The organism is Thiocapsa sp. C2-2m (assembly GCF_041903745.1).
In the GTDB taxonomy this organism is placed as follows: domain Bacteria; phylum Pseudomonadota; class Gammaproteobacteria; order Chromatiales; family Chromatiaceae; genus Thiocapsa; species Thiocapsa roseilacustris.
Window position 1 is genome coordinate 39504 of record NZ_JBBWVD010000016.1, and the last position, 25654, is coordinate 65157.

Below are 25654 nucleotides of genomic sequence, written 5' to 3' on the forward strand. Positions count from 1 at the left end.
CGTATGAGCCGCCGCCACATCAGCGGGCTGGAGGGTTTATGTCACCGGTCTCAAGGCATTCGGGCCGCGACCGCATGTCGGCTCGGACAGCAAACCTCCTCGCCATGAGGCTAGGTCGGTACAATGACGAGGAAGTCAAGAAACGACCGATCGGCGTGCCCTTCGACCTGCATCGCGTTATCCTTCACCTGAATCGACCCATCGCAATGTCCCGGGCTTGGTCGGGACCCCGGCAAAGAACACGACGCTATGAGCCAGATGCAACGACGGGGCTTGCCCCACGCCTTCTCCCTTTCCATCAAGGCCCTGGGTGCCTGCGCGCTGCTTCTGACCCTCACGGGTTGTACGGAGCTGGCACGCTTCATCGGCAAGGCCGATCAGAAACCCGAAGAGCCGGTCGTCGCCGAGCAGCCGACACCTGTGCAGACCGAGGAGCGGGTCGAAGGACCCGTCGAGAAACCGAAACCTTCCAAACTCTACGAGTGGAACGGCGACGGGCGCAAGGTCTCGCGCATCGTCATCGATACGGACAAGCAGAGGGCAAGCTTCTTCGTCGGCGAGGACGAGATCGGCTGGAGCACCGTCGCCAGCGGTCTGCCCAAACACCCGACGCCGACCGGCAAGTTCGCCGTCATGGAGAAGGTCGAGAACAAGCGCTCGAACCTCTACGGAAAGGTCGTGAAGAACGGCAAGGTCGTCCGCTCGAACGCCAAAGCGGGCCGCGATCCGATCCCGGCAGGCGCGCGCTTCGAAGGCGCACACATGCCCTATTTCATGCGCCTGACCTACGACGGGATCGGTCTGCATGCAGGACCCATTCCGCGCCCCGGTCAACCGGCCTCGCACGGCTGCATCCGTCTGCCGAGCACGCTCGCCCCAGTTCTGTTCAAGCATGTCTCGCATGGTACGGAGGTCACCATCGTCGGATCCGGACCGAGCTACGGCAACTATATCGAGAAACAGCGTGTCGCCGCCGCGCGCACCAAACGCGAGGCTGAGCAGCGGCGGATCACCCAGGCCAACGCAGCAGCGGCGGCAGCGACCAGAGCCGAGGTCACGCCTGCCATGGCAAGCGCCGCGCCCGCGCCGGCAACGGCGGAACCTCAAGCCAATTCACGCCCGACCGAACAGGCGGCGGCGAACCCAGCCGCCGCACCGTCGCAGGCATCCGATGCGGGTGCTCCGGCTGCCGATCCAGCCGCCGCGCCGCCGCCATCTGCGCCTGCAACCGCGCCTGAGACATCGACCGCGTCTGCCGCACCTCGCGACCCGAGCCCGACAGCCGGTGCGACGGCGGCCGAGACCCCGCCGGCAACGTCGGTCATGACTGCGCCGGCCGCAGCGACTGAATCGCCCGCGAGCGCATCCCGAACCCTCGCGGAGCCGGCCGCCGGGCCCGCACCTGAGCAGGCAAGAACGGAACCCAGCCCGGCTGCGCCGCCGGAAACCAAGACAACAACCATTGCGGAGACGGCATCAGCGGCCGATGTCGCAAGCCCGCCGCCACAGTCGTCGACACCGACACCGGCACAGCAGGCAGCGACACCGGCACAACAGGCACCGACACCGGCGGCCCCCGCGGCAGCCCCGGAGCCGGCTCCTGCACCGGCGGCCGAGGCACCGCAGAGTCCGCCCCCCAGCGGCAGCGCGACGTCGCCGGCTCCCGCACCTGCCGCACCGCCTGCCGCACCCGCAGCGCAGCCGGCCCAGGCGCAGCAGGCGCCGGCTGCCGCGGCACCGGAGAGCGACGGTTGAGTCTCGCCCCGAACGAATTCAACCTCGACCCGACCCTTTGCCACCTGAATCACGCGGCCGTCGGACCTTGGCCGCGGCGCGCGGCGGAGGCCGTCGCACGGTTCGCCGAGGAGAACGCTCGACTGGGGTCGCTGCATTATCCGCAATGGCTGGCGACCGAGCGTCGTCTGCGCGAGCGCCTGGCGCGTCTCGTCGGAGCCGAGTCGGCGGCGGACATCGCCTTGGCGAAGAACACCTCCGAGGCACTCTCGATCATCGCCTACGGTCTATCGTGGCAACCCGGCGACGAGATCGTCGGGATCGCGCAGGAGTTTCCGTCCAACCGGGTCGTCTGGGAGTCGCTTGCGGCCCGTGGGGTGGTCTGGTCAGCGCTCGACCTGGATGAATCCACCGATCCCGAGGCCGACCTCTTCGCGCTCTGCAACCCGCGCACCCGCATGATTGCGGTCAGCTGGGTGCAATACGCGCGCGGCCTGCGGCTGGATCTGGAGCGTATCGGCGCCTTTTGCCGCTCCAACGGCATCCTTTTCTGTGTCGATGCCATCCAGGGCCTCGGCGCCCTGCCCTTCGACCTCACGCGCACCGACGCGGACTTCGTCGTGGCCGACGGACACAAATGGATGCTGGGTCCGGAGGGCGTCGCCCTACTCTATGTTCGCCCCTCCCTGCGGCACAGGCTCACGCTGCACCAGTTCGGATGGCACATGCTCGAGCACTCGGGAGATTTCGATCGCCGGGACTGGCAGCCCGCCGAAGACGCGCGGCGCTTCGAGTGCGGTAGTCCAAACCTACTCGGCGTTCATGCGCTCGAGGCCAGTCTCTCGCTGATCGAAGAGGTCGGCATCCAGCAGGTCAGGGATGAGCTGAAGATGCGGACTGCCTACCTGATCGAAGCGATCGATCGACATGGCTTGGAGCTGCTGTCGCCGCGTGCGTCCGAGCGACGCGCAGGCATTGTCACCTTCCGAGTCCCCCGGACACCCTCGGCGGCGCTGTATGCCGGGCTGATGGAGCGCAGGGTTCTCTGCGCCCAACGCGGCGGTGGAATTCGCTTCTCGCCTCACTTCTACACCCCTTTCGAGGTCATCGACCGAGGTCTTGAAGAGGTGCTCGCGATCGCTGCGGGTTAGGCCGCAGCGGCCTTCGGCTTGATTTGCAAAGGAGGCAGGAACACAGTTCCCTTGCCGAATCGATTGATCGCCGTGTTTCGGACCCACTCAGGTGCGTCGGCGTATAATCGGATGTAGGTGAACCCGCAGTCCCCCCGAGACACGGAGGCGACCCAACCCTCGAACTCGTCTTCTCTGCACATCTCCCATCCTCCAAACCCGATCGATCCCGAAAGGGATTCGTCTCGGCAACCCGTATCGGACAAGATCGCCCCACCTTTTGTTTCGCCGTCAGCGACGTCGCATGAACAATATATAGTTCACCCCCATCCAGCGTGTATAGCTGAAGACGCGATTGAAGGGATTCACTCTGACACCCGTGCGGTCCTTGACATCGAACTCCTTCCCCAGCAACGCCTCGACCTCCCCGGGAGGGACCAGCTTGCGGTAGTGATGCGTGCCTTTGGGGAGCCAGCGCAGTACGTACTCGGCACCGACGATGGCCACGATGAAGGCCGCGACCGTTCGATTGATCGAGGCTATGAACATCACCCCGCCGGGTCGCACCAAACGGCCGCAGTCGGCGAGAAAATCGGGGAGATGCTCGACGTGCTCGATTACCTCCATGTTCAACACCGCATCGAACAACTCCCCGCCGCGCACCAGGTCCTCGGCCGTGCCCAAGCGATACTCGATCTCCAGACCGCTCCACTCGGCGTGGAGCTGCGCCACGCGCACGTTTTTCTCGGTGATCTCCAGGCCGGTCACCGAGGCGCCGAGCCGGGCCATGGACTCGCTGAGGATGCCACCGCCGCATCCGATATCCAGTAGCCTCAACCCTTCGAACGGTCGCTCGTCCTGCGGGTCGCGTCCAAACGACGCAGCGAGGTGCCGGCGAATGTAGTCGACGCGAAAGGCGTTGAGACGGTGCAAGGGCCAGAACGGACCCTCAGCATCCCACCAACGGTGCGCGAGTCGCTCGAAGTAGGCGACCTCGTCCGGATCGATCGTGGGCGCGCTCAGATGCACGACGCTCATTTTCCAGCTCCTTTTGATCTCTAATTAGTGGGCGAGATCGTGGTGACCGCGCGGGATTCCAACGGGACAGGTCCACTGATAGATGGCAAGAGGAACAGCTTTGCGAGTAGAATCGCGCGACCGCTTCAAGACACCCATGCTCGCCCTCCGGAGCCCTCCGCCGATGTGGGTATCACGCGCAAACCGAGTCCCCGGACTCTCGCCGTTGTTCACGCGATGCCGCGCGCCCGGTGCTTGCGTCTTCTTCACGACCTTTAAGGTCATCCGATCGCCTCCCCCCGGACAGCCGAGCGGCCTTCGCGATCGCGACCATCACCGCCTTCGTCGGCGGCCGGCCAGGCATGATCTCGGGTGCGACCGCGGCGATGGCCCTCCAGATGGTGACCCTGGTCAAGGACCACGGCCTGGAATATCTGCTGGCCGCAACCATCCTGACCGGGATCTTGCAGATCCTCGCCGGCGCGCTGCGCCCGGGCAACCTGATGCGCTTCGTGTCGCGCTCGGTTATCACCGGTTTCGTCAACGCACTGGCCATTCTCATCTTCATCGCGCATGAAGGCCGGCTGCGTGTCTAGGTCATCACGGGCCAGGTCTTCTTTGCCTCGGCCGACCGTTTCGTGGCCTCGTTCGACTGCGCGAGCGCGCCATCGGCGTCCCGGCGCCGGATGCACGCCAGCGTTACGGTGATCTGGAGGAGGTCCTGCTCGAGCAACAACCGGGGGTGCGCTTGTTCGTGCTCGGTCGACGCGAGAAATCGGCCGAGACGACGCAACGTGATCTCGGCCGCAACGTCGAGCGCATGGTGCGCGCGCTGAAGGAGCCAAGTCGCGTGATGATTGCCTATGACGGCGGCAGCATAACCCGGCGCGGCGTGGAGATGATCGCTTCCAGCCCCCCTCTTCCTGGGGTTGCCGATCCATCTGCTGGTGTCCGGCGAGCCTCGCAAGGACGGCCCGCGCCAGCTGGAGTGGGCGAAGACGACCCTGGAGGCCAGCGGGCTCGAGGTCGCGGCCGCACTGGCACGGATCGACGCGGGAACCTTCGGCCTCTGCTGCCTGTGTCGCGACCCATTGGACACCGAGCGAATCGACTCAGATCCGGCCGTGGTCTATTGCGCGGACTGCGCGGAGGAGCGTGAGCTGGAACGCGGGCAGTGCTGATTCTCTGTCGACCGACGCGGCTCAACCGCGGCTTAGGTGATTTCCGGGGACAAGCACACCGATTGCGCATGCCCGGAAGACCTGAAGGGCTGTGCGTGCGGAAGGGCTATGTGTGCGAAGAAATTCGCACCTACAGTCCGGTAGCTCTTTTCCCGGCAATCACCTAAACCCGATTGGAGGACAACCCCGTCGAAGCGATCGAGCCGAGATTCAAACCGGTCGGGGACGGTAGAGAGCATCGGCTGCGCCGGAGGGCGCATTCCGGATGATCGAGTCGCACCCTTATCGCGCCGACATCGACGGGTTACGCGCCCTGGCCATCTTACCCGTGGTGCTCTACCACGCCGACGTCCCGGGGTTCGGGGGCGGCTTCGTCGGGGTCGATGTCTTCTTCGTGATCTCCGGCTACCTGATCACCTCGATCATCGCGCGTGAGCTACAGACGGGCTGCTTCTCGCTCGCGCACTTCTACGAGCGACGCGTGCGGCGCATCCTGCCGGCCTTGTTCGCGGTTCTGCTGGCCAGTGCACTGGCGGCCGCCCTGATCCTCTATCCCGGCGATGCACGCGGGTTCGCCCGCTCGTTGATCGCCGCGACTCTTTTCGTCTCGAGCATCTTCTTCAATCGCGAAAGCGGCTATTTCGATCAGGATGCCGAGCTCAAGCCCCTATTGCACACCTGGTCGCTCTCGGTCGAGGAGATCTTCTATATCCTCTATCCGCTCCTGCTCTGGCTGGTCTGGAGCCGAGGTCGGATGACTCGAATCGCACTCGTCGGCGCGATCGCCGCGCTCTCCTTCGCGGCCTCCGTGATCGCACTCCGGCTCGACCCTGACTCGACGGCCGCCTTCTTTTTGCCGCATCTTCGCGCTTGGGAGCTGCTGATCGGCGCGCTCGTGGCTCTGGCCCCGCTGCGTCTGCCGCGCGGGAGGGTCTTCTCCGACCTGATCTCGATCCTAGGCCTGATCCTGATCGCCTGGCCCGTCCATGCCTATTCGCAGGGCACCGTCTTCCCCGGGCTCGCTGCCCTGTCGCCCTGCCTCGGCGCGGCGCTGCTGATCGTCGCGGGCCAGCGGCGGCCGTCGCTGATCGGACGGGGTCTGTCCTGGCGGCCGATCGTCCTGATCGGCCTGATCTCCTACTCGCTCTATCTCTGGCATTGGCCGATCTTCGTCTTCGCGCGCCACCTGATGGGTCCGGACCTATCGCTCGGGGTGTCGCTGCTGCTGGTGTCGGCAAGCCTGATCTTGGCGCTCCTCTCATGGCGGTTCATCGAGCGCCCTTTCCGGGGCCGCTCCGGCGTCCTGCCGCGGCCCCTGCTCTTCGGCGCAGCGGCCCTTGCGGCCGTGATCTTCGTCGGCATTGGCGTGCATGGCGAGCGCACGGACGGCTGGCTCGGCCGTTATCCTCCGGAGCTCGCGACCATCCTCGCCGCCACGGATGACCGCGATCCGCGTCAACCAGAATGCGAGAGTGTCCGCGCCGATACGGCCGGCTGCCGCTACGGCGATCCGGACGCCCCTCCGGTCGTCGCGCTCTTCGGCGACAGCCATGCCGCGACCTACGCGACCCTGCTTGGCGAGCTCGCGCTCGAACGCGGAACCTCCGTACTGAGCCTGGCGATGCCGATCTGCCCGCCGGCCCTGGGCTGGCAAGGCGAGCCCTTGTCCTGGCGGGAGGATTGCGAGCGCTTCCAGCAGCTCGCACTGGAGCGAATCATCACGACGCCGAGCATTCACACGGTGGTGCTCTCGGGCCGCTATCGGATCTATCCTTTCGATCATCCCGACTCAGGACTCATCGAAGCCATGGACGCCGCCATCGACGCCCTGGCCGCAGCCGGCAAGCGGGTCGTGCTGGTCTATCCGGTGCCCGAGCCCGGCGTGGATGTCCCGAGGGTGCTGGCCGAAGCCTTGTTGGAGGGGCAGGATCCGGAAGGGGTCGGTCAGCCGCTCGAGCAGCTCATGGAGGATAATCGGTGGGTCACGGCTGCCCTGGATGGCCTCGGCGCGCAGACGCCGCTGATCCGTCTCCATCCGCATCGGATCCTGTGCCCGGACGGCCAATGTCTCTTCTACCGCGACGGGCAGGTGCTCTACTACGACGACAATCATCTGAGCGTGAGCGGGGTGCGCCTGTTGCGACCGCTCTTCGCGCCGTTGTTTCGATCACCGAGATGACCACGCTTGATCCTGCGTCGTTTCCGGATCCGCCCGGAAACGATTTCAAACAACCCCTGGAGGCACACCATGACACACATCCAAGTCTTCGACCCCGCCCTCTGCTGCAGTACCGGCGTCTGCGGCGTCGATGTCGATCAGGCACTCGTCAGCTTCTCGGCCGATGTCGAATGGGCGAAGCAGAACAGCGCCCGGATCGAGCGGTTCAACCTCGCGCAGGAACCGCTGGCCTTCGCGGAGAACGCGGTCGTGCGGGGCTTCCTGGAACGGTCCGGTCAAGAGGCTTTGCCGCTCTCGGAGTTGACCAGGGACTACGACCACATCGTTTTCGATACGGCACCGACCGGCCACACCATTCGATTGCTCCACACGCCCGGTGCCTGGAGCGGCTTTCTCGAAGCCGGCAAGGGCGACGCCTCTTGCCTCGGCCCCTTGGCGGGGCTGGACAAGCAACGCGCACAGTACAGTGCCGCTGTCGATGCCTTGGCCGATCCCGAGCGGACCCGCTTGGTCTTGGTCGCCCGCGCCCAGCAGGCGACGCTGCGCGAGGTCGCGCGGACGCATGAAGAGCTCGCGGCCATCGGCCTGAAGCAACAGTACCTCGTCGTCAACGGCGTGCTTGCGGACACCGCAGCCGTGAATGCCGACGGGGCCGGGACCGGGGCCGACGCCCTGGCGGCCGCCATCGGTCGGCGCGAGCAAGAGGCGCTGGCGACGCTTCCGGACGTGCTCAAAACCCTGCCCATGGACCGCATCGCGCTGAAACCCTTCAATCTGGTCGGGCTCGACGCCTTGCACGGCTTGTTGACCGACACCGTACCGATAGACGCCCCGGAGGAGATCGAGGCGCCACCGCTGGAGGCCCCCGATCTGTCAACCAGAGCCTCGCGGCCGCGCGGACCCGATCGTCCTTGCTGCGCCGACGCGCCGCGAACGAGCGCGGGCAGATCGATGCGGTGGCCGAGCGGCATTCGCGGCGCTATGCGGTCGTGGCGCTTCAAGAGGCCGAGCCGATCGGTGCTGAGCGATTGCGACGTCTGACGAACACATCCGAGGAGCGCGCGACCAATGAGGACCGGATCGAGCCTGCGCAGTACAGCGCAACGTGAAGGATGTCGCGGGCGAGGCGCTCACATGATCTTGGCCTTGCGCGCGGCATCGTCGAGCAGGTTGATATCGGTCGGGTAATGGACCTGGGTCTCGACCACGAAGGAGTCACACCGCACCGCGAGGGGATCGTCCGGGCTTGTGTTGACCAGGGCATGGCCGGCACCCACGACCGCTTGGTTGATGCGGTCGAGCAGCTCGGGCGTGAACAGGCTCAGGTTGTCTTTGAGCGTCTGCAGGCTGTCGGTCGTGTCGTCGGCCCAGTCGGCATGGCCGAGCATCTTGCGCAGGGTGGTATGTTGGTTGGCCAGCTCGAGAATCCGATCGTCGTCGGCATTGAGCCCCAAGCGCAGCACCCCGAGCCCCGGGATCGCCCACTGCGACAGACCGGGTCAGCCGGTCTCGGGACGCGCCTTGCCGTCCTCGCCGCCGCCCGGCGGGCGCACCTCGGCGAGGATCGCGAACACCGGCTCGCGCACCTGCGGGGTGGTGTAGAGGTGCTGCAGTCCACGCACGAGCTGCGGGATATCGTCGCGCGAGCGCAGATCCAGAACGACGGCGGCGATGTCCTCCTCGCCGAGTTTCAATTGCGGATCGATCACGTTGCGCATCGCGGTTCGAATCACGACGTTCATGAAGACTCATGGCGTGCCTCGGCAAAAATCCGCCAAAATCGCCCTCGAGTCATCGGGAAGTCAATAGGTTAGCGCCTTCCCTGCCCCTCTCGATCGAAAATCGGCATGATCTTCGATCATGGGAGCATATTATAACCCACTGTTCGGAAATAGAAAACGTGGTTTCTGTTCAGGCACTACTTACCTCGCCACCAGACCAATGGGTTGCTAGCGACCATGAGGGCCTGCTCGCCGGTGGTGCCGGCAGGGGATGAGGTCGTGGGGGTACCTCAGGGTCCAGCCCCGGCATTTGCGTTTTACCGCTCCCTTGGCCCCGCGCCCAGACTCCGAGGTTTTTTCACCGCCTCTCTCATTGGTCGCACGCTGCCGTCGCGACCTCGTTCGCCAGACCTCGCCCCACGGCGATCAAGGCCGGCTCCAGCGTCGCTCCTTTGCCGGCGTGGCGGGGATCGACTAGACGCCGCGCCTCCCCCGCGTTGATCCCCGGCCGCCGCGCAAGCTCGCCGAGGCTCAATCCAAGCTGCCTGAGCATTGCACGCAGGGTGCCGGTCGTCAGCTCTTCCTTGGGGTTGCGAACGATGGCGTCCCGCGACGGTAGATCCGGCCCTTCTGTTGGCAGGAGCTTCGGACGGCGCATGGGCCGCATCAACCCCCCCAACCGTCGCCGTCCAGCGCGTGGTATTGCCCTCAAGCATGGGCGAGGATCTGCCAAGGGCGCGGCTCGAGACGAAACCTCAGCTCGCGTGGCGCCAGGTTGCAAAGGCGCCGTCAAGGCTCGCTCGGATACTCGAGAGGAGTCGCTCAATCGGCTTTTTGCGGGCGCTGTATTTGAGTTTGAGGAGATCCATATCGTCGGTCGCGGCGAGGAGAAAGTCGTCGCTGGTCTGGATGGCATCCACTAGACCGAGCTCGACCGCACGTTGACCGTGCCAATACTCGCCGGTGGCAACGCGGTCGAGATCGAGCGTGGGGCGATAGGTCGCGACGAACGACTTGAAGAGTGCATGTGTCTCCTCCAACTGCTCGCGCAGCTTTTGGCGACCCTCGTCAGTGTTCTCGCCAAAGACGGTCAGGGTACGCTTGTACTCCCCGGCGGTGTGCAGCTCGAAGTCGACCCCGTAGCGTTCCAGCAAGCGATGAAAGTTGGGCAGCTCGGCGAGCACGCCGATCGAGCCGATCACCGCAAATGGCGCGGCGATAATGCGCTGGGCCACACAGGCCATGAGATAGCCCCCACTCGCGGCGACCTTGTCGACCGCGACCGTCAGCGGGATCCCCTTCTCGCGGATGCGGGCCAATTGCGACGCGGCCAGCCCATGATCGCTGACCAGGCCGCCCGAGTTGTCCAGACGCACCAGGACCTGATCGCCCTCGCGCGCATCCATCAGGAGCGTTGTCACCAACACCCGCAGCGCACCAACCTCGCTGGCTCGGATGTCGCCGTTGAACTCGATGACAAAGAGCCGCTTGCGATCGGCATGTCCCTCCTTCTCGCGGGCCTTCTCTTCTTTGTGCTCGGCCTTGCGGTACGCCTTGAACGCCTTCTTCGAGAGCGAAAATGCCTTCAACTCCGAGCTCAGCTCGCGATAGCGCTGGTTGAGATCGGTAATTTCCAACTGCTCGGAATCGCCGTGGCCGCCGTGTCGAAGCCGTACGGCAAGGATCAGCAACACGGCGATTCCGAGCAGGATCGTGATCGTCTTGGCCAGAAACAGTCCGTACTCAAGCAGGACTTCAATAAGTGATTCCATCAGCGGCAACTCCTCGCCCGGAAAGTTCGTGAATGTTGCGCAAGGCCGCGCAACACAAAAGACATCCTTCAGAAACCAACACAACCCGCCATCCGATCGCCCACCCCGCGCCAACAGCCTGATCCAGATTGAAACATCCTGAATCGCGCAGCTCAGTCACCGCAAGAACGCGACAATGCCACACCCCGCTCAAGCCAACCATACCGCTCCGAGCGCGATTCAGCCTCAGACTGCAATAGGGGCGCGAATCCCGGGGTCCGGCTCATACCCAAGAATCTCGATATCCTCGAAGCAATAGTCGAACAGGGTGGGCGGACGACGCAGCAGGCGCAACTGCGGCAGCGCCCGAGGCTCGCGCCCGAGCTGCTCGAAGACGATATCGTCGGTCAGATGATTGCGGTAGAGATGCAGGTCGCCAAAGGTGTGGATGAATTCGCCGACCTCCAGATCGCACTGATGCGCGATGAGATGGGTCAGCAAGGCGTAGCTCGCAATATTGAAGGGCACGCCGAGAAAAAGATCGGCGCTGCGCTGATAAAGCTGGCAGGAGAGCCGCCCCTCAGCCACGTAGAACTGGAAGAGACAATGGCAAGGGGCAAGCGACATGCGCCCGGCATGGACGTTGTCGCGCGGACTGAGGGTCTCGTCGGGCAGATCCGCCGGATTCCAGGCGGAAACCACCAACCGACGCGAATCGGGACGCGTCCGGATGGTGGCGACCAGCTCGGCGAGCTGGTCGACGACGCGGCCGTCGGGACAAGGCCAACTGCGCCACTGGGCGCCGTAGATGGGACCGAGACGGCCGTCCTCGGCCGCCCACTCGTCCCAAATGGTCACGCCGCGGTCCTGAAGCCAGCGATTGTCGGTCGAGCCGGCCAGGAACCAAAGAAGCTCATGGATCAAGCTCTTGGTATGGATCCGCTTGGTGGTCAGCAGCGGGAAACCCTGTCTCAGATCGAAGCGTACCTGACGCCCGAACACCGAGCGCGTCCCGACACCCGTGCGGTCGGCCTTGTCGATGCCGTTGTCGATCACGTCGCGCAGCAGATCGAGATAGACGCGCATCCGTCAGACCGTCGCCGGCCCGAGCAGGAGCGAGTGTCCGTCCATCTGCTCCGGGATGGGGATACCCATCAGATGCAGGACGGTGGGTGCGATGTCCTTGATCCCGCCGCCGACCGACAGACGCCAAGGCACCTCGTCAATGACCAGACAGGGCACCGGATAGGTGGTGTGCTGGGTATGGGGATCGCCCGTGACCGGATCGACCATCTCGTCGCAGTTGCCGTGGTCGGCGCTCAGGATGACCGAGTAGCCGCACTCGACGGCAACGTCCAGCACGCGACCGACCTCGCGATCCAGCGTCTCGACAGCGGCGATCACCGCCTCGCGTACGGCCGTGTGACCCACCATATCGCCGTTGGCGAAATTCACCACGACAAAGGGAAATTTGCCCCCGCGAAGCGCATCAATGACCGCATCAGCCACACCGTGCGCGCTCATCTCGGGTTTCAGATCATAGGTGACGACCTTCGGCGAGGGGATCAGGACGCGCTCCTCACCGGGGAAGGGGTCGCCGCGCCCGCCGTTGAAGAAGAAGGTCACGTGCGCGTACTTCTCGGTCTCCGCACAATGAAACTGGGCAATGCCGTCGTCGCTCAAAATCTGCCCGAGCGTGGTCCTTGGCGTGTCGGTATCGAAGGCGAAGGGCAACCCGAACCAGGGATCGTATTCCATCATGCCGGTGACCTGGACCCGGGTGACGCCGCGCCGGTCGAACTTGTCGAAATCGCCCTGGTGCAAAGCCGAAACCAGTTGTCGCGGACGGTCCTTGCGGAAGTTGATGTGGATCACCTGATCGCCGTCGCGAATCGGCTCGCCTCCGGCGACAATCGTGGGGCGGATAAACTCGTCGTCCTCGCCGGCGGCATAGGCCGCCTCGATCGCCGCTTGCGCACTCTCGGCGTGCCGGCCCTCGCCGTCGACCATGGCACGCCAGGCCATCTCGGTGCGATCCCAGCGATTGTCCCGGTCCATCGCGTAGTAGCGTCCGCTGACGGTGGCGATTCGCCCCCCCGAGGTCTCCAGCGCCTCGTCGAGACACTTGAGATAACTCAGTGCCGAGCGTGGAGGGGTATCCCGACCGTCCGTGAAGACGTGGACCATCGGGCGAGCACCCTGGCGCTTGCACAACCGGATCAGGGCGGCCAGATGGCGGACGTGACTGTGCACGCCGCCGTCGGAGACCAGGCCCATCAGATGGATCGGACGACCCTGCTCGGCCGCCGCACGCGCCGCGTTCACCAGGGCGTGGTTCTCGAAGAAGCTGCGGTCGTCGATCGCACGATCGATCAAGACCAGATCCTGGAGCACGACGCAGCCGGAGCCGATACACATGTGCCCGACCTCGGAGTTGCCCATCTGTCCGTCCGGGAGCCCGACCGCCAGCCCGGACGCCTGGAGCGCGGTATGTGGATAGCTCGAGAAGTAGCGATCGAGGTTCGGTGTATCGGCGAGCGCGACGGCGTTGTTGGCCTTGGCCGGGTTCAGACCGAAACCGTCCAGGATAATCAGGATGACCGGACGTCCCGGGACCTTCTTCCTCGGTTGACTCATCTCTCGCTTACTCCTCTGCCGTCGGGGTTGCACATTGTAGACGTTCGGGACGCCGCCGGGGCCCGATCGAGAGGGCCTTCGATAATCGGGAAAGCTCCCGTCGGCGGGTTTATCATTCTCGATGTGGATCCAGTGGCCGGACCCACGTCATCACAACAAAAGCTCCGACAAGCGGGGCACGCGGAGGAACCATGCAGACCGATCGAATCATCGCCTTCGTCATGGCCGGTGGCCAAGGCTCGCGACTCCAGCCGCTCACAACGGCGCGCTCAAAACCGTCGGTGCCCTTCGGAGCCCGCTACCGCATTGTCGACTTCGTGCTGAGCAACCTGGTCAACTCCCAGATCCAGACCATCTATCTGCTGGTCCAGTACAAGTCACAGTCTCTGATCGAGCATGTACGCAAAGCTTGGACCATCTCGCCCTTACTGCAGAGTCAGTTCGTGACCGTCGTCCCACCGCAGATGATGTCCGGAACGCATTGGTTCCAGGGCACAGCCGACGCGGTCAATCAGAACATCGCCCTCATCGAGGAGCATCGGCCTGATCTGGTCGCCGTCTTCGGGGCCGACCACATCTATCGGATGGACATTCGCCAGATGGTCGATTTCCACAAGGCACGCAATTCCGACGTGACCATCGCCGCCTTGCCCGTCCCGCTTGCCGAGGCGTCGAGCTTCGGCGTGATCGCCGCGGACGAAGAGGGTCGGATCAACGCCTTCGAGGAGAAGCCGGCGAATCCCTCGCCGTTGCCAGGCGATCCGACCATGGCCTTCGCCTCGATGGGTAATTACATCTTCGACGCGAAGGTCCTGATGCAGGCACTCAAGGAGTGCGAGGCGGCGGGCGAGTCGGACTTCGGACAACATGTCCTGCCGCGGCTGCTCAACACCCATCGACTCTTCGCCTACGACTTCGCGACGAACGTGGTGCCTGGCGTGCATCCCTACGAGACGCCGGTCTACTGGCGCGATGTCGGCAGCATCGATGCGTACTTCGACGCCCACAAGGACGTCCTGGGGGCCGAGCCGGCCTTCGATATGTTCAACCCCGAGTGGCCCATCTTCTCCAGCAGCTATCAGGGTCCGGTGGCTCGTGTGCTGGGCGGCGAGCTGCGTAACACGCTCCTGGGTGCGGCGACCATGATCCACGACGGTGCACGCCTGACCAACTCCATCATCCGTCGCGAAACCGTGATCGAGGAGGATGTCGTCCTCGAGGACTGTATCATCATGGACTATGTCCGCGTCTGCCGCGGCGCCCATCTGCGCAATGTCATCGTTGATCGGCACAACGTCATCGAGGCCGGAGATCGAATCGGTTTTGATCCGGTCAAGGATCGGCAACGCTTCCATGTCAGTTCAGGTGGCATCACTGTGGTTCCGATGGGACGCGTCAGCTATTTCGCACGCGACACCCGAGGCACCGGGCGCGGCGGCTACTCCGAATAAACACCGTCGACCGGAGGCCGCGTATGACCGATGCGAATCGCAGGACCGTTCTCGTCACGGGGGCAAACTCAGGTCTGGGAAAGGCGCTCGCAATCGCTTTCGCCCGTGACGGGATGCGCGTCGGCATGCTGGTCCGCAACGAAGAACGCGGTCGGGCAGCCCGAGACGAGATCGTCGTCGCCACCGGGAACCAAGACATCCATCTCTTCGTCGCGGACCTCGGCAGTCAGCAGGAGGTACGCCGAGCGGCAATGCAGATCCTCGACCGTTTCGAGCGCCTGGACGTCCTGATCAACAATGCCGGAACGGCTTATGCGAGCCGCCGGACAAGCCCCGAGGGTCTTGAGCGCTCGCTGGCGGTCAATCATCTCGGCCCATTCCTGCTCACGGGCCTCCTGCTGGAGCGTATCAAGACCAGCGCACCGGCCAGGATCGTCAACGTGGGCACCAAGATGGACGCGGCGATGGACTTCGAGGATCTCCACTGGACCCGGCGCCGCTATCGGATGCTGCAGGCCTACGGTCAGTCCAAGCTCGGGAACCTCCACTTCACCTTCGAGCTGGCACGGCGGCTCGAAGGCACCGGGGTGAGCGTCAACTGCGTCTTCCCGGGCGTCTTTCGATCCAACCTCGGCGGGTCCGACGGCGCACAAGGGGTCTTCTGGAAAGCGCTCGACCTGCTGCTCGGCTGGGCCCTTCCGACGCCGACGCGGGCTGCCGAGCGCGTGCTCTATGCGGCACGATCAACCGACCTCGACGGGGTCACGGGCCAGTATCTCGGTGACCGTCGTTCGCTCAAGGCACCCGCCCAAGCGCTCGATGCGGATGCCAACCGACGACTCTGGACCATCAGCGAGAGACTTGTCGGTTTCTCGTATAACGCGGCACCGTCGAGCGCTTGAGCCGGGCCGCCCGTTTCCGGGAGGCCCGACGACGGGGCAGCCAAGGATCGGAGCGCGACTTCAGGCGGGCAGCAGGCCGCCGTGAGGCCCTTGCGCTCGGTGTTGCCGGATGTGGTCCCACACCTTCTCATGGAAGAAGTAGACAACCGTGTTGATCGCGGGCTCGACCAGGGCGATCGCCCCGCCGACCAGGAGGCTGCCGCTCAACAGGTAGGCCACGCTGAAGGCGACCGTCATGTGCAGGATCGCGAACGTCATCGTTTTGGCCATGTGAGTGCTCCTCTTCAAGTGTTGGTTAGGAGCATAGCGACTGCACATGAATCTTAAAAATCGATTGTTATTAACTTATCGATCGTCAATAACGATCATAGAAGACGAAGGGACACAGGTAACGACGTGACCCGTCGGCCGCGGCCGGTCCAAACCTCGAATCTCTCGACTCTCTCGACTCTCGGATGACGCCCTCGTTAACCCGACAAGGGCCTCGTTCGGAAATTCGGCCATGGAGCCCCGTGGCGCGGAGCGCCAGTGGGCATGCGTGACACCGCAGAGCGGATGTCACGAGTCCCTGAAGGTTGGTGTGGTCGCTCTTTGGTGTGGTCGCTCTAATGAGCGAGGCCACGCGGAGCACCTCAGCGTCTTGCGAGAAGGCCCAGGCGAACCAGGAGCGGGTCGATGACAGGGGTCAGCTTCCGGCGCATGAGGCTGCCGATGACGCTGGGATCGATCGCGACGGCGCGGATGAGTCCATAGCCGACACCCGATAGGATGCGCATGGCGGCGACCTCCGGGGCCATCTCGGGGCACTGGCGCAGCAGCCGTGCCGTGCCCGGATCCGGGCTCGTCGGTGTTGCGAAGTGCTCGGCCTCCGCGATCAGATCCGAGAGCGGAAGGTCGGGATCCCCCTCCGGGCGCAGCGCACCGAAGTAGTCTCTCAGCAGGTCGAAGGTCGCCGTCACCACGTCCTGGCTGGGCGGCTTGGACAACACGGTGGTGACCGTTGCGAGGAAGGTCTGTCCAGGGGAGGAAAAGACCCGACCGAGCAGCCCGGCGCATGGATTTCCCGCCGCGGCGAGCGCGGCGATCGGCTCGGGAACCGCGCGCGCCGTGGACTCTCCTGATCCCGGGAGGTCGTCCGGAACGGCCTGAAGGAACCCAACAAGATAGACCTGCTTGCGTGCGGCCTTCTTCCACAGGTCGCCGCGCCGATCAGCGTCGAGGAGACCGGTCCGGAGCACTAAACGGATCGACTCGGTCATCTTGTCGCTCTCGGTTTCAAAGGGGAGATAGTCGATCAGATAGTCCACGAGAACGGAGCCCATGGTACCCGCAACAATTGCCGGATTGCCCAACATGCGGCGGGCATTCTCGGCGTCCTCCATGGCCCACCAAGCACGCCGCGCCAGCTCGTCGGTGAGTCCGGGCGAGCAGACGGCCGCCACGACGGCCTCCGACTCGCCGAGCAGGAGCAATTGCTCCAGGCTCTCGTCGCGCATCTGGCCCATACGGGTCCAGCGGCTCAGATAGATGGGGTATCCGCCGGGCGAGCCCAGGACGTGACCCGAGATGAGCTCTTTGACACGCCGCAGATATTGCTCGGGACGCGCGTTCGGGTTGAGACGCACCGTCGCCTCGCCCTGCGGACCGAGACCGTAGACGATCAGCTTGGATTCATCGATGCGAATGGCCTGCGGACGATTGGCCAGCAGCACGTTCAGCCGGAAGCTGTCTTCGTTGCTGAGATCCATGCCGATTCGCTGCGATCCGGATCAGACCTCGGTCGGCGGCGTGTAGTGCGGATCCTTGGGATTCATGAAGATAAAGCGGAACTGACCCGGCTCCATCTCCACATAGTCCATCGTCGTTTCGTCGAGCAGCGGCACCTGCTCGGGCGTCATAACGATATCCACGCCTCCGCAGGTCATGCGGATATCGTCCTCGGTCGGCTCGTCGAAACCGATCCGATAGTCGATCGCCCCGTCCGGCATCTGAAACGCAGCCAATCGCAATGACATGCCCTCGGTGCCGCCTTGCTGCGCGGCTTTAAGCACCTGATCGGCCGCTGCTGTCGTGAGTTTGAGCATCTGAAACCTATTCTGATCCTATTGAGTATGCGCATCACATGCGTCCGAGCGGCTCAGCTCCAAACCCCGTTCGGAGCGATCTGAATGCGTGCTGCGCCGGCCGCCGACTCACCGAACGTTCAGTCGGTGCGGGTTGCAACCTCGACTCCTGCAGATCCTCAACCGCCGAGACAGCGCCGAATATGCTCGACGAAGCGCCCTGTCCACCGGACACCACCCACATCCCTGAGGTGACTGTAACAGGCCAGTAGATGACCTTGTACAACCCCGTCATGTGCGCCGTCGATTCCGACGCCGCGCAGCACATCATAGCCGTACCGCCAAGCCGGGTCAGGCGCGACCACCGAGGAATGGTGAAACTCATGCGCGGGGACCTCGCAGGCAGCGCCACCCGCCGCATCCGGCCACGGGAAATCCGAGGTCTCGCGAAGCCGCACATAGCCGCGCCCCTGCGGTCGGGAATGCATCCGGACCTCGGCCTTAAGCGCGCCCACCATCTTACGCCGCTCGCCCTTCCAGTCGATCGACTCGCACAGGTACATCAGCCCACCGCATTCGGCGTAGACAGGCCCGCCGCGGGCGATGAAGTCCGCAATCTCCTCGCGCATCCCGCGGTTCGCCTCGAGCTCGGCCATGCGGCACTCGGGGAAACCCCCGCCGATGTAAAGTGCATCGACCAACGGAAGCTCCCGATCGGCAAGCGGACTGAACGCGACCAGCTCGGCACCCGCGTCGGCAAGGGCGCGCAGATCGTCCGGATAATAGAAGCCGAAAGCCGCATCGCGTGCGACACCGATGCGCATCAGATCCCCGGCCGGAACTTGAATCGACGGCGCGCTCGGGGCGAACGAAGGGCGCGGCACGCCCTCTGCGATAGCGAGCATCCGGCTCAGGTCGACCTGCTCGGCGACACGCACCCGGATGCGGTCAATCCATGCCTCGGCGGCCTCTGCCTCGTTGCTCGGCATCAGCCCCAAGTGTCGCTCGGCGATCTCGATGTCGTCCTCGCGATTCATGACGCCCAACACCGGCAGATCCGTATAGTGCTCCAACGCCGCGATCAGATTGCGGGCATGGCGAGTCCCGCCGACCTTGTTGAGGATCACCCCGGCGAGATTCAGATCGCGGTCGAACGCCTGATAACCGAGCAGAAGGGGAACGATGCCGCGCCCCATACCCTGCACGTTGATCACCAAAACGACCGGTGCACCCAGGAGCTTGGCGAGCTCGGCGTTGCTGTTGGACCCTGCCGGATCAACGCTGTCAAAGAGGCCGACATTGCCTTCAATCAGCCCGAGATCGGCCGTGTCGAGCTCCCGCGCGAAGGCGTCGAGGATCTCCGCGCGACCCATGGTATGGAAATCGAGATTGTAGCAGGCCCTTGAGCAGGCTTCCGTCAGCCACAGCGGGTCGATGTAGTCGGGGCCCTTCTTGAAGGGCTGAACGCGCACGCCGGCGTCACGCCAAGCACGACACAACCCGATTGAGAGCGTAGTTTTTCCCGACGACTTCTGAGCCGCCGCAATATAGAGATGCGCCATCGCCCCGTCACGAGACCTTCGACTGCTGAGTCATTTCGATGACCGCACACATCCGTTAGTCACCGCGGGACCGGGTGTCCCGGGCGACCTGAGCACATGTCGGCTCCGTCCTCGTGGGACGGGCCGGCCGATCCGCGATCAGGCTTCGGCGCCGGCCGGACCACGCTCAACGATCTTCTCCTCGTCGGCCGGCAGGACATCGTCCGCGAGCGACTCGGGAAGGAACTGCAGGACCCGCACACCCACTGAGGTGACAAGGAGCGCAATCGCCACACCGCCGAGTCCCAGTAGGACCTCGGGAATGGTCGGACTGTAGCGCGAAGCCTCGCCCTGTACACCGTCGAAGAAACCGGATGCGAGGACCGTTTGCCCCGGGAACATCTGCAGCGGGTACGCCTGGCTGCCGATGATGATGACATACATGCTGGCCAATCCGCCGACGATCACCAAACCGCAGGCCGCCGCGATCCAGTTCCTGTCCTTGCTCAACACCGGGTGATAGATGATTCCGAGCGGCATAAGTCCGCCGACCAGGATCCAACCGACCCAGAACATGAAGGTATAGATGCCGCCGTCGAGGAGGAGCCAACCGACCAAATCATGGTTCTTGGCTCCGTAGAGATTGGTAAGGTGATAGACCAGCGTGAAATAGAAGACGCCCAGGACAAAGATTCCGAGCAGATTTTTGAGGCGACACAGGATACGCCCGCCGAGGGGGCGACCTTCCTCTGCGAAGGTGAACATGAGCACCAGCATGAAGATGGCGAGACCGTAGGCAAAGGACATCACGACGAACATGGGCGCGAGGATGGCAGCGTCATACGCCTGACGTGCAACCAGAAAGCCGAAGATCGAACCGGTACCCGTCGTCAAGGCTAGGCGCCAGAAGGTCGCGAAGATCCCGATGGAACGGTTGTAGGGCTCGCCGTGGCGATCCGCCATGCTCCAAAGGTAGGCAATCACGATCGCCATGAAGCCCGAGTAAAGGAAGATGTTCCAAGCAAAGATCGACCGGAAGTTGTAGGTGGTCATCGCCACGACCAAGCGCTCGGGGCGCCCGAGATCAAGCACCAGCACCAGCAGACCACCCATCAGAAGCGCCGCGGAGAGGAGGCCGGAGAGCCGCCCGAGCGGCTTGTAGAGCGGCTTGCGGAAAACGGTCCCGATCGAGGCGATATTCAGAGCACCGGAGGCCGAGATGATCAGGAATACTGCAAACACATGGGGCATACCCCAGACCACCGAATTGCTCATCCCTGTGACCCAATGCCCTTCGTGCTCCATGTAAGCGAAGGCGAGCGCGCCGATGCCGACAACCGAGGCAAGAATGCCGAGAAGGCCCCAGTACCGAGCGGGCGGAATGCGCCACTCGCGATAGATGATTCGCTTCATGTCCTGCTCACCTCGCCCAGGTCAGATTCCGGAATACCGAACGCCCGTATTCAAGCTCAGATCTTCGCGGATCTGTCGGCTCGCCATCTCGGCGAGATGCTTTCGGATGGTGCTTTCGGGATCCTTGAGGTCACCGAAGACAATCGCCTCGTGCCCGGCCTCGCGACAGGCATCGACACACGCGGTCGACTCCTCGCCGAAATCGCGCCGATGAACACAGAGATTACAGCTCTCCACGCATCCCTTGCCGCGGGGAACGCGGGTAAGTTGGTCCTCCACCGCCTTGTGGATGAAGCTCCGTGCCTTGTAGGGGCAGGCCATCATGCAGTAGCGGCAGCCGATACAGGTGTGACGGTCGACCATGACGATGCCGTCGGCGCGTTTGAACGAGGCGCCGGTCGGGCAAACATCCACGCACGGCGGATGCTCGCAATGCTGGCACATCATCGGGAGATTGGTCACACGCCCGGTCTGGTTGTCCTGGAGCTGGACCTTGCGGATCCAGACCGCCTTCTGGTCGTCCCAGTGTTCCTGCGACGCACGGGCGGGTTTGTTCTGGAAATTCAGACCGTTCTCGCGGTCGCAAGCATCGACGCAGGCCGAGCATCCATCGACACATTTTGCCGTGTCGATCAGCAAACCCCAGCGCACGTCGCTGGTCACCGCCTCGGAGCGCGGGGCCGCCGTCACCGAATGCAGAACGACCCCCGGAGCGACCAAGGCGGCCGTGACACCGGCGGCAACGCCCATAAAGGTCCGGCGTCCCGAATCGGCAGGACCGGCGTCGGCCGGATGATCGGTTGGTTCGTGGTGATCTTTCATCTCAGTGGTCTTCCCCATCCGGTCGAGCCTGAACCGATCGATCCACACCGACGGCTTGGAAGGCGGCGTGCGACGCCAGCTCGGCACCCGGCCCGTTGGGCACGGATGCGTGGCAGTCGAAGCAATTCAGGTTGACGGCCGTGAAGGCATGACAGGCGCCGCAGAACTCGTCCTTGTGATGAATCGGTTGCGGCACATGGTCTGCGTTGGAGCGGATGTGACACTCCACACAACCGGCAAGACTGTGCTTGCTCGAGCGGATTCCGCCATGGACCGTCTTGTCGCGCTGGTGCTGGATGAGTTCCATGTGCTTGCGACGCATCACATCGGTGGACTCGACACAGGATTCCAAGGCCGCTGCCTTGGATCCCTCGAGCACGTAGGTCTTCGCGTCGGCCGCCAGGACGACTTGGGCGACCAGCACCCAAGCCAAGCCAACGGCGACGAGGCCAGCTCTCACTGCGGCTTTTGCCATCGACGCCTCCACTGTGTTTACTCGCCGAGACCCATCTTGATGTAGCCGGTCGGGCAAACATCGGCGCAGATATGACAACCGATGCACTTGGCATAATCGGTGTCCACGTAACGACCGGTGGTGCGGCTGGCCTTGTCGACCCGGAAGACCGCATCTTGTGGGCAGAAGATCACGCAGTTGTCGCACTCGAAGCACATGCCGCAGCTCATGCAGCGCTTGGCCTCGTCGATCGCCTCGGACTCGGCGAGACCGATCACGCGTTCCTTGAAATGACCCAGCACGTCGTCGGAGCTCGGCACCTCTTCCTTGCGCAGATTGCGGGCGTGGAAGTTGAAGTGGCCGAGGAACAGCTCCTCGTGCGGGATCACCTCGGCACCCGAGCGATCCTCGTAGTTGTGGATCGCATAGTTCGCACTCGATGTTCCGCGCATATCGCCGCGTTGCTCGGGGATGAACGCCTCCGGCGCAAGGTTTGCCTCGGTCATTTTCTCGAGCAGATTGAAGTGATGCACGTCGACCTTGGGACGACGCCTGTGCTCGACCTGACGGACATACTCATCAATGGAGTCGACCGCAATGGACGCCTGCCCGATGGCCGTCGTCAGCAGATGCGGGCGAATGATGTCGCCGGCGACGAAGTGGCCGGGTTTGTTCGGCACCTGATAAAACTTGTCGGCGTTCATCAGGCCGCGCCCATTGTCGAGATCCTCGAGGCCGGACAGATCGCCGCCTTGACCGATCGCGGCGACGATCAGATCGGCCGGGAGGATCCGTTCGGTTCCTTCGACAGGGGTCGGACGACCATCGACCATTTGGCAGTCGGCGACGCGCAGTCCGGTGGCCCGCCCGTTCTCGCCGAGCATGACCTCCAAGGGCATGACGCCGTCCAGGATGGTCACTCCTTCGTGGGTCGCATCGTGAACCTCATGCTCGGAGGCCGTCATCTTGTCGCGCGTGAAGAGCGAGGTCAGCGTAACCTCGGCGCCTTCGGCAGCGGCTGTCATGGCCGCATCATGCGCGACATAACCGTCGTGGATGACGGTCTCGGGTAGATCCTTCGGACCGGTCTTGGTGATATGACCGAGACGGCGTGCGACCGAGACGACGTCGATCGAGGTGTCGCCGCCGCCGACGCACACGACCTTCTCGGCGGTGATCTTCATGCGGCCTTCGTTGAACGCCTTGAGGAAGGCGACACCCGAGACGCAGTTGGGCGTGCCTTGCCAGCCGGGGACAGGCAGCCCGCGGCCACTTTGACAGCCGATCGCCCAGAGCACAGCGTCGAACTCCTTCTCAAGCTGCTCGACGGTGACATCGGTGCCGACCTTAGTCTTCAGACGGACCTCGATCTGACCCATATCAAGGATGCGTTGGATCTCGGCGTTGAGCTTGTCGCGCGGCACGCGGTAGCCCGGGATACCGTAGAAGAACATGCCGCCGAGCCCGTCGTTCGCCTCGAAGATGGTCGCGGCGTGGCCCTTGCGGCGAAGCTGGTACGCGGCGGCAAGACCGGCCGGGCCGCCGCCGATGATGGCGACGCGCTTGCCGGTGTCGGTCGGAGCGGCCTCGAACCGGTAGCCCTTCTCGATCGCGTTGTCGCCGATGAACTGCTCGACGGCGTTGATCCCGACGAAGTCTTCCAGAGCATTGCGATTACAGCCGTCCTGGCAGGGTGCAGGACAAACACGTCCCATCATCGACGGAAAGGGGTTCGCGTCGGTCGAGCGGCGGAAGGCATACTCGGGCCAGTCCATGCCGGCCGGCGGCTTTTCCATGCCGCGCACAATCTGCAGCCAGCCGCGAATATCCTCACCCGACGGACAGCTGCCCTGACACGGTGGCGTCTTGTGGACATAGGTCGGACATTTGTGGGAAGTATCCTGATTGAAGATCTTATCCGTCCACTTCTCCCACTCGTGCTGACCGTCCTCGAAACGGCGCCAGGAAGGTTTGGTCTTCATTTCGTCGGTTGAAGTCGCCATGTCGATCACTCTCCGTACCGGTTGAACCCTGATGCATCGTCAGGGGGCTCGTATCAGCTCGCAGCTCGGGGCCTTCGGGGAAACCTGCGCCTTGCGACGCAAGGCTGCCGGATCAGGCGGCCTCCTCTGCCTCTTCTTCATCGTCCTCGTCGTCCAGGGAGGGGGTCAGCACGATGGCGTTCGACACCAGTTGGTGCAGACTGACGATTTGATCCATCTCCATACCGTAATACGGCAGGACCTTCGTAAACTGGCTTTTGCAGATGGCGCAGATAGCGGCCATGTGCGTCACGCCCTTCTCCAGCATCACGTTGTTCAGGGCCTCCACACGCGGCTTGGCGCCCTTCACACGCAGCTCCATCAGGTCGTCGGTCAACAATCCGCCGCCGCCTCCGCAGCAGAAGGTCCGGTCGCGGATCGTGTCCTCGTCCATGTCGTAGAAGTGATTGCAGGTCGCACGGATGATGGCACGCGGGATCTCGAACTGCCCTCCCGGCGTATTACCCATGCGCGAGGCGCGCGCGACGTTGCAGCTGTCGTGATAGGTGAGAACCTTGTCGTCGTTCTCGCCCTTATCGAAGTTCAGCTTGCCCTCCTGGATCAGGTCATAGGTGAACTCGCAGATGTGCTGCGGCACCGGATAACGCGGATCCAAAAAGTCCCAGGGTCCGGCCAAGGTGTTCAGAAAGCTGTAGGCGACACGCCAGGCATGACCGCACTCGCCGAAGACGATGCGTTTGACCTTGAGCTGGATGGCGGCCTCGCGAATACGCTGGGCAACCCGGCGCATGTTGTCGTAGGAGCCGATGAACATGCCGAAGTTCGCGGCTTCGGAGGCATGCGAGCTTAAGGTCCAGGCCACCCCGGCCTCGTGAAAGACTTTGCCGTAGCCAATCAAGCCATCGACATGGGGCTCCGCGAAGAAGTCGGCCGAGGGCGTGACCAGAAGGATCTCGGCGCCGACCTCGTCGATCGGGTAGCGCACGGCAACGCCCGTGTCGTCGAGGACGTCCTCTTCCAAGCCCTCGAGGGTGTCTCGCAATGCGGGTCCGGGCAAGCCCAGATTATTGCCGATGGTATAGACTTTGCTAATGATCTCGTTGCAGTACTTTTGCCCGACACCGATGCTGTCCATGATCTCGCGCGCCGCCATCGAGATCTCGGCCGTGTCGATGCCGTAGGGACAGAAGACCGAGCAGCGCCGACACTGCGAGCATTGGTGGAAATAGCTGTACCAATCGTCGAGCACTTCTTTGGTGAAGTCCTCGGCCCCCACCAGCTTTGGAAACAGCTTTCCGGCCAGGGTGAAATAACGCCGGTAGACCTTGCGCATCAGGTCCTGCCGACCGACCGGCATGTTCTTCGGGTCTTTGGTCCCGAGATAGTAATGACACTTGTCGGTACAGGAGCCGCATTTGACGCAGGAGTCCAGGTAGACCCGCAACGAGCGATACTTTCCGAGGAGCTCGCCCATCTTATCGAGGGCCTTCTCTTGCCAATCGTCCATGAGCTCGCCGGGAAAGCCGAGAGGCGCTTGGAACTCGGGCTTGGCCACGAACGGCTTGCTGTGAGCCATGGTCTGCGGCGTCACGGGCGGGACGTCGAGGTACTGACTCAGCTCGGGAACTTCAAACGTTGCCTTAGCCATGGATCAA

The 25654-nt window shown here is 63.7% G+C and carries 22 protein-coding genes and 2 pseudogenes; 8 read left to right on the plus strand and 16 right to left on the minus strand.

Features of this window, described 5'->3' with window-relative positions:
• The first annotated feature begins 249 nt into the window (after positions 1-249).
• Positions 250-1755, plus strand: coding sequence for a L,D-transpeptidase family protein (locus tag AADX97_RS13760; RefSeq protein ID WP_374234171.1), 1506 nt, complete (start codon positions 250-252; stop codon positions 1753-1755).
• A complete protein-coding gene (locus tag AADX97_RS13765) occupies positions 1752-2885 on the plus strand; it encodes an aminotransferase class V-fold PLP-dependent enzyme (protein WP_374234172.1) in 1134 nt (377 codons plus the stop codon). Before AADX97_RS13760 ends, AADX97_RS13765 begins: the two co-directional genes overlap by 4 nt.
• A 270-nt stretch (positions 2886-3155) precedes the next feature.
• Here AADX97_RS13765 and ubiG read toward each other — a convergent pair whose 3' ends face one another.
• A complete protein-coding gene (gene ubiG, locus AADX97_RS13770; RefSeq protein WP_374234173.1) occupies positions 3156-3902 on the minus strand; it encodes a bifunctional 2-polyprenyl-6-hydroxyphenol methylase/3-demethylubiquinol 3-O-methyltransferase UbiG in 747 nt (248 codons plus the stop codon).
• A 290-nt stretch (positions 3903-4192) separates the two neighbouring features.
• Between ubiG and AADX97_RS13775 the strand changes: the two are divergent.
• Positions 4193-4453, plus strand: a pseudogene (locus tag AADX97_RS13775) (SulP family inorganic anion transporter); the annotation flags it as partial.
• Positions 4454-4473: 20 nt separating this feature from the next.
• Here AADX97_RS13775 and AADX97_RS13780 read toward each other — a convergent pair.
• Positions 4474-4674, minus strand: a complete 201-nt coding sequence (locus AADX97_RS13780; protein ID WP_374234174.1) for a hypothetical protein — start codon at positions 4672-4674, stop codon at positions 4474-4476.
• 154 nt (positions 4675-4828) lie between these two features.
• On the opposite strand from AADX97_RS13780, the gene AADX97_RS13785 reads away from it, so the two are divergent.
• The 3 genes from AADX97_RS13785 (at position 4829) to arsD (ending at position 8282) form a co-directional block, all read left to right on the plus strand.
• A complete protein-coding gene (locus tag AADX97_RS13785) occupies positions 4829-5062 on the plus strand; it encodes a TraR/DksA family transcriptional regulator (protein ID WP_374234175.1) in 234 nt (77 codons plus the stop codon).
• A 265-nt stretch (positions 5063-5327) separates the two neighbouring features.
• Positions 5328-7241, plus strand: coding sequence for an acyltransferase family protein (locus AADX97_RS13790; protein ID WP_374234176.1), 1914 nt, complete (start codon positions 5328-5330; stop codon positions 7239-7241).
• 69 nt (positions 7242-7310) lie between these two features.
• Positions 7311-8282, plus strand: coding sequence for an arsenite efflux transporter metallochaperone ArsD (gene arsD / locus AADX97_RS13795; protein ID WP_374234177.1), 972 nt, complete (start codon positions 7311-7313; stop codon positions 8280-8282).
• Positions 8283-8386: 104 nt separating this feature from the next.
• Here the strand turns inward: arsD and AADX97_RS13800 are convergent.
• The 5 genes and pseudogenes from AADX97_RS13800 to gpmI form a co-directional block, all read right to left on the minus strand.
• Positions 8387-8983, minus strand: a pseudogene (locus AADX97_RS13800) (ISNCY family transposase); the annotation flags it as partial.
• Positions 8984-9332: 349 nt separating this feature from the next.
• Positions 9333-9620: a hypothetical protein gene (locus tag AADX97_RS13805; protein ID WP_374234178.1), complete on the minus strand. Its 288-nt coding sequence runs from the start codon at positions 9618-9620 to the stop codon at positions 9333-9335.
• A 97-nt stretch (positions 9621-9717) separates the two neighbouring features.
• On the minus strand, positions 9718-10734 hold the full coding sequence (gene sohB, locus AADX97_RS13810; RefSeq protein ID WP_374234179.1) for a protease SohB: 1017 nt from the start codon (positions 10732-10734) through the stop codon (positions 9718-9720).
• A 225-nt stretch (positions 10735-10959) separates the two neighbouring features.
• A complete protein-coding gene (locus AADX97_RS13815; RefSeq protein WP_374234180.1) occupies positions 10960-11799 on the minus strand; it encodes a thymidylate synthase in 840 nt (279 codons plus the stop codon).
• Positions 11800-11802: 3 nt separating this feature from the next.
• Positions 11803-13350, minus strand: a complete 1548-nt coding sequence (gene gpmI / locus AADX97_RS13820; RefSeq protein WP_374234181.1) for a 2,3-bisphosphoglycerate-independent phosphoglycerate mutase — start codon at positions 13348-13350, stop codon at positions 11803-11805.
• 191 nt (positions 13351-13541) lie between these two features.
• On the opposite strand from gpmI, the gene AADX97_RS13825 reads away from it, so the two are divergent.
• Positions 13542-14801, plus strand: a complete 1260-nt coding sequence (locus tag AADX97_RS13825; RefSeq protein WP_374234183.1) for a glucose-1-phosphate adenylyltransferase — start codon at positions 13542-13544, stop codon at positions 14799-14801.
• A gap of 23 nt (positions 14802-14824) precedes the next feature.
• The gene (locus AADX97_RS13830; protein WP_374234184.1) at positions 14825-15703 is read left to right on the plus strand and encodes an SDR family oxidoreductase; all 879 of its coding nucleotides are present in this window, start codon (positions 14825-14827) and stop codon (positions 15701-15703) included.
• Positions 15704-15763: 60 nt separating this feature from the next.
• Here AADX97_RS13830 and AADX97_RS13835 read toward each other — a convergent pair whose 3' ends face one another.
• The 9 genes from AADX97_RS13835 to dsrK all read right to left on the minus strand — a co-directional run bounded on the left by AADX97_RS13835 (position 15764) and on the right by dsrK (position 25647).
• Complete coding sequence (locus tag AADX97_RS13835) at positions 15764-15973, minus strand: DUF2061 domain-containing protein (protein WP_374234185.1); 210 nt, start codon at positions 15971-15973, stop codon at positions 15764-15766.
• 362 nt (positions 15974-16335) lie between these two features.
• Positions 16336-17451: a sulfur reduction protein DsrS gene (locus AADX97_RS13840; RefSeq protein WP_374234186.1), complete on the minus strand. Its 1116-nt coding sequence runs from the start codon at positions 17449-17451 to the stop codon at positions 16336-16338.
• A 21-nt stretch (positions 17452-17472) separates the two neighbouring features.
• Positions 17473-17787, minus strand: coding sequence for a HesB/IscA family protein (locus AADX97_RS13845; RefSeq protein ID WP_374234187.1), 315 nt, complete (start codon positions 17785-17787; stop codon positions 17473-17475).
• 158 nt (positions 17788-17945) lie between these two features.
• On the minus strand, positions 17946-19328 hold the full coding sequence (locus AADX97_RS13850; protein WP_374234188.1) for a cobyrinate a,c-diamide synthase: 1383 nt from the start codon (positions 19326-19328) through the stop codon (positions 17946-17948).
• 138 nt (positions 19329-19466) lie between these two features.
• Positions 19467-20720 (minus strand): NrfD/PsrC family molybdoenzyme membrane anchor subunit, encoded by a 1254-nt coding sequence (gene nrfD, locus AADX97_RS13855; protein ID WP_374234189.1) that lies wholly within the window; start codon positions 20718-20720, stop codon positions 19467-19469.
• Between the two features lie 21 nt (positions 20721-20741).
• Entirely contained in the window at positions 20742-21542 is an 801-nt protein-coding gene (gene dsrO, locus AADX97_RS13860; RefSeq protein WP_374234190.1) for a sulfate reduction electron transfer complex DsrMKJOP subunit DsrO, read from the minus strand.
• A gap of 1 nt (position 21543) precedes the next feature.
• A complete protein-coding gene (locus AADX97_RS13865; RefSeq protein WP_374234191.1) occupies positions 21544-22017 on the minus strand; it encodes a sulfur reduction protein DsrJ in 474 nt (157 codons plus the stop codon).
• A 17-nt stretch (positions 22018-22034) separates the two neighbouring features.
• Positions 22035-23999 (minus strand): NAD(P)-binding protein, encoded by a 1965-nt coding sequence (locus AADX97_RS13870; protein ID WP_374234192.1) that lies wholly within the window; start codon positions 23997-23999, stop codon positions 22035-22037.
• A gap of 112 nt (positions 24000-24111) precedes the next feature.
• On the minus strand, positions 24112-25647 hold the full coding sequence (dsrK, locus tag AADX97_RS13875) for a sulfate reduction electron transfer complex DsrMKJOP subunit DsrK (RefSeq protein WP_374234193.1): 1536 nt from the start codon (positions 25645-25647) through the stop codon (positions 24112-24114).
• Positions 25648-25654 lie beyond the last annotated feature (7 nt).